Source organism: Protofrankia sp. Cj3 (assembly GCF_917627355.1).
Lineage (GTDB): Bacteria > Actinomycetota > Actinomycetes > Frankiales > Frankiaceae > Protofrankia.
Genome location: NZ_CAKJTR010000257.1, coordinates 1 through 3,675, shown reverse-complemented (window position 1 = coordinate 3,675; position 3,675 = coordinate 1). Strand labels below are relative to the sequence as shown.

Annotated in this window: 3 protein-coding genes and 1 pseudogene; 2 read left to right on the top strand and 2 right to left on the bottom strand. The window is 64.0% G+C overall.

The features are described from left to right. Positions 1–90: 90 nt before the first annotated feature. A pseudogene (locus tag MJ783_RS21755) lies at positions 91–258 on the top strand (transposase); the annotation flags it as partial. A 513-nt stretch (positions 259–771) separates the two neighbouring features. After that, positions 772–2,091 (top strand): cytochrome P450, encoded by a 1,320-nt coding sequence (locus MJ783_RS21750; protein WP_239313392.1) that lies wholly within the window; start codon positions 772–774, stop codon positions 2,089–2,091. 392 nt (positions 2,092–2,483) lie between these two features. On the opposite strand, the gene MJ783_RS21745 is transcribed toward MJ783_RS21750, so the two are convergent. Both MJ783_RS21745 and MJ783_RS21740 read right to left on the bottom strand, forming a co-directional pair. Beyond that, positions 2,484–2,879 carry a hypothetical protein gene (locus MJ783_RS21745; RefSeq protein ID WP_239313389.1) on the bottom strand — a complete coding sequence of 132 codons (396 nt, stop codon included), beginning with the start codon at positions 2,877–2,879 and terminating at the stop codon, positions 2,484–2,486. Then, on the bottom strand, positions 2,876–3,163 hold the full coding sequence (locus MJ783_RS21740; protein ID WP_239313386.1) for a hypothetical protein: 288 nt from the start codon (positions 3,161–3,163) through the stop codon (positions 2,876–2,878). Before MJ783_RS21740 ends, MJ783_RS21745 begins: the two co-directional genes overlap by 4 nt. Positions 3,164–3,675: the final 512 nt, after the last annotated feature.

Below are 3,675 nucleotides of genomic sequence, written 5' to 3'. Positions count from 1 at the left end.
CTACCCGACCGGATGTGCCAGACCGTGCCCGCTGGAGCGCAACCTGGCGGTCGCCATGGCTATCGATCAAGAAAGGTGCAAAAGTCGAGCTCGCCGTGGCAGCGAGGCTCCAACGAGAACACGAACGGGCTGCTCCGGCAGTATTTCCCGAAGGGTACCGACCTGTCCTTGCATTCGCATGCGGAGCTTGATAGTCTGGCTATACAGTTGAATGGGAGGCCACGGGAGACGTTGGAGATTTTCGGAACCCTCTATTGAAATAATTTTCCGATAAATCTCATTTTGCTAACTTTTGGTAGCTGTTCAGCAGGGGTCACAGCTCAAACATCCAGCTCAGAGCATTGATCGTCAATGTCCGGCTTGTCGGAATTCGCGCTATAGATGACCATTAGAATTCGTAATGAAATAACTTGTTCATTTTGAGCCTTCTGCAGGCCTACGACCTGCGAAGACGCTCCCGAGGATGCATTTGTTAATTCATTACAGATCCTTAGCTCTCAGGATGATCATTATTTCTGGCGTTCCGATCCAGATGATCATGTCGCCGAGCTGGGGGTTTGTTGGCGACCTCCTGCTAAAAATCCACAACTTTTTGGTCAAAAGCCGGAAAATGGGGTTTATCGGAATAATTGTTTCAATAGGGGTTTCCGAAAATCTCCGTTGAACTGGCAGACGCCCCTTGAAGTGTTTGGCGATCTGTTGACAGCGAATGTGTCGCCTTGACCGCTTGATTCCGCCGTCGCATTACGCGGCACTACGAGGAGTTCCCGTATGGACCGACAGGTACTCGTCCTGAATGCCGAAGGCAGAAACCGTCACGCCGAGGACACCGAGCTGCGCGCCCGCGGTCCCGCCACACTTGTAGACATCCTCGGCGTGCAGGCGTGGTCGGTCACCGACCCGGACCTGCTCAAACAGCTCCTCACCGACTCCCGCGTCTCCAAGGACGCCTACCAGCACTGGCCGAAGTTCCCCGACGAAATCATCGGCAAATGGCCCCTGGCCCTCTGGGTCGCCGTAAAGAATATGTTCACCGCCTATGGCGGCGACCACGAACGCCTGCGCCGCCTGGTCAGCCCGGCGTTCACCGCCCGCCGCGTCGCCACCATGGTCGGCCGCATCGAGCAAATCACCGCCGTCCTCCTCGACGACCTCGCCGCTACCCCGCCCGGCCAGACCGTCGACCTACGCGAACGCTTTGCCTTCCCTTTACCGATCCAAGTGATCAGCAAGATCATGGGCCTACCCGAGGACTCCCATTTCGACTTCCGCCGTACCGTCGACAAAGTGTTCGACACCACTCTCACCCCCGAAAAGGCCGCAGCCAACACCCAAGAGCTATATGCGATCCTCTCCGACCTGGTTGCCGCCAAGCGAGCCGAGCCCGGCGACGACATCACGTCAGCACTGATTGCCGTCCGGGACACCGAAGGCGACGGCTCCGGCCTTACCGAACAGGAACTCGTCGACACTCTACTACTCGTGATCGGCGCAGGCTACGAAACCACCGTCAGCCTCCTGGACCAGGCCATCGCGGCCCTCCTCGTCCACCCCCACCAGCTTGCCCACGTCCGCGCCGGCCGCGCCGGGTGGAAAGACGTCATCGAGGAAACGCTCCGGTACGAAGCCCCCCTCGCTCACCTACCGATGCGCTACGCGGTCGAGGACATCACCCTCCCCAGCGGCCTGACCATTCGCCGAGGCGAGGCGATCCTCGCCTCGTATGCCGCCGCCAGCCGTCACCCGAAGCTGCACGGCAACACCGCCGACCAATTCGATGTCACCCGGCCCACCAAAGAGCACCTGGCCTTCGGCCATGGAGTCCACTTCTGCCTCGGCGCACCCCTCGCCCGAGCCGAAGCAGCGATCGCGCTGCCCGCATTGTTCGACCGTTTCCCCGATCTCCGTCTCGCCATCCCCGTCGAAGACCTCGAACCTAACGTCGGCCTGATCTCGAACGGCCATCTGACGCTGCCCGTACACCTCCGACGCGTGACCAGCGACCCGCACGGCAAGATCCGCGTCGACGTAGACCGAGATCCCCCGGGGGACCTCGACGCCCATGTCCCTCCCGGTTTCCACAGTTCGTGAGCACACGATTTGGGCCTGGTTGGGTAGGGAGCTGGCGGTGACGGGGACTGGTTGGGTAGGGAGCTGGAAACGGAACGCTTACGCGTCACCGCGCCAGCTCCCTACCCAACCAGCCCCGATCGAGGCCAATCCTGCGTATGGCGTCGTCCCCGACGCGCCGAAAATGACGGTCCGAAAGCGCGCCCGGGAGGGTGCGTTGACTCGTGGTCAGCTGGCCATTGTCGATCCGTTCCGCCGTCTACTATGCTGGGGGCCAGGCGATCCCCGTCGACAGCTACTGACCGCCGTCCTGGTAGCCGTCGTTTCCGGACGGACAGGGGTATAGCCAAGGTAAGGGCAATACCCACCATTGATCTTGTAGGGGAACGCCTTCCCTGCTGCCGTGGTGGCTGTCAGAGGGGGATGGCCTCGACCGCAGTGTCGGCGTAGCGCGCCGGGTCGATGGTTACTATCGGTACCCGGATGGTGGCGGCGGTGCTGGCTGCGTGCAGCGCGGGCCAGCTGAGGCGGGGGTGTTCGGTGCGGAGCTGAGCGACCAGGGCGGTGCGGGACAGGCCGACGATCTCGATGGCGCCGATCGGGCCGCCGGTGACCAGCTCGGCGAGGTGGCCGGCGATGGCCGGCCGGCGGACGGCTGCGGAAGCCAGGCACAGGGCGGGTATAGCGATGGCGGGGCGGCGGTCGATCGCTGCGGCAAGCAGCCGGGACAGCTCTCGGCGGTGGTGTTCGGCGCCATCATCGGTGAGCCCTGCGATCAGGGCAAGATCGTCGAGGACGTAGCCGCTCACGCTACCGCGGCGGTGCGGTGCGCGGCGACGGCGGCCAACGCGACACGGGTGAGCACGTCGACCGGGTCGCGGTCGTCGTGGCGCAGCTCCGCGGCGGCCTTGGTGATCATGGTCGCGATGGGGACCGGCGCGGGGTAAGTGCCGAGGGTGTCGCGGACCCACGCCAGGGCCGCGACCTGGGCGTGCAGCACGGTCGCGGCCCGGTCGCCGGCTGGGTCGGTCGGCCCGGCCAGTTCCTCGATCACCGCGTGCAGGCGGGCGTGGTCGATAGTCACGGGGTCCACCGCAGGGCCTCCTTCCGTCCTTCAACGAATCTTGATGTCCCGTACTGGGGATGACCCTTGGAAATGTAGCGTGCAAGCCCCGCCGTTCCGGGCAGGGTTAGAGCATCGGGGCCGGCCGCCGCTGCCCTTCGGTATACTTGCGCAACAAACGCATCATCCCACCGCGTGCGGTGGCAATGGGCAGTGAAGCAGGAACCCACCGAGGTGCGGCATGAGCCGCACGGTAGGAATCCCCGACCTTCAGGGCGGGAGGATGTCAAGGTAGTCCGCTATCCCACCTGCCGTGCGGGGTACCAGGTGCCGCCCGCTACCCCGCGTCCGACTATGCCCGCCGGTACGGCGACGGTACCGGGCCTCCGGCCCGTTAGCGGTGGGGGCCGGGCGTGGCCGGCCACGTGGGGCGATGGAAAATCGTGGCTGGCCGTCCGGTCAACATCGGGCTGACTTGGTGCCGAAGGTGAGCTCGTCCGTTAGGGCCGCGCGGCGCCCGGTACGAAGGGACACCATTTCCC